At 41.0% G+C, this 483-nt stretch carries 1 protein-coding gene; it reads right to left on the bottom strand.

What is annotated here, in order from left to right; genetic code table 11:
- Window positions 1-26: 26 nt before the first annotated feature.
- Complete coding sequence (locus FCV43_RS16870; RefSeq protein WP_136995827.1) at window positions 27-380, bottom strand: DUF6404 family protein; 354 nt, start codon at window positions 378-380, stop codon at window positions 27-29.
- Between the last annotated feature and the right edge of the window lie 103 nt (window positions 381-483).

The following is a 483-nucleotide window of genomic DNA, read 5'->3' as shown; positions in this document are numbered from 1 at the left end:
CTTAAATTGTTTGTTAGGTTTTGGGGCTATTCTCCCAAAGAACTCCACTCCGACAGCTTTAACTGCTTTCGTCTAACAAAGTAAAATGTCGACATGATTAGCCCAAACAAAACACCACCAATCAAAGACATATAAACAGCGTTGAGAACTGAGTTATCTGCTTCACTCCAAACCATAAACCAATTTAAGACACCCCAAACAGGAGCGAATATGGTGGCTGAAACAATCCAGTTATTCATGAAGGATTGATAGTAAGGCGGCGGGAAGTTAAGTCCTATTTTGCATAGTAATTTGGCTATTGGTGGATTGTAATTCGACTTCCAAACACCTTTATCATTGAGCTCTTTATGTACAAATTGGAGCTTCGCTTGATAATCCATGATCCCCCCCCCTCAATTCCATTTTGACCGCAGAAAAACCTAACGCCCAATTAAGGTGCGACAACGCTATAACACCCAAGCTAAACCATTGCACCGTAAACAC

Origin of the sequence: Vibrio genomosp. F6 (assembly GCF_005146325.1) — a bacterium.
GTDB classification, from domain to species: Bacteria; Pseudomonadota; Gammaproteobacteria; order Enterobacterales; family Vibrionaceae; genus Vibrio; species Vibrio cortegadensis.
The sequence above is the reverse complement of the archived record's forward strand: the minus strand, read 5'-3'. Positions and strand labels throughout refer to the sequence as shown.

Bases quoted from the DNA above. Each gene is read 5' to 3' on its own strand.
- FCV43_RS16870 (WP_136995827.1), bottom strand. From the start codon at position 380: ATGGATTATCAAGCGAAGCTCCAATTTGTACATAAAGAGCTCAATGAT.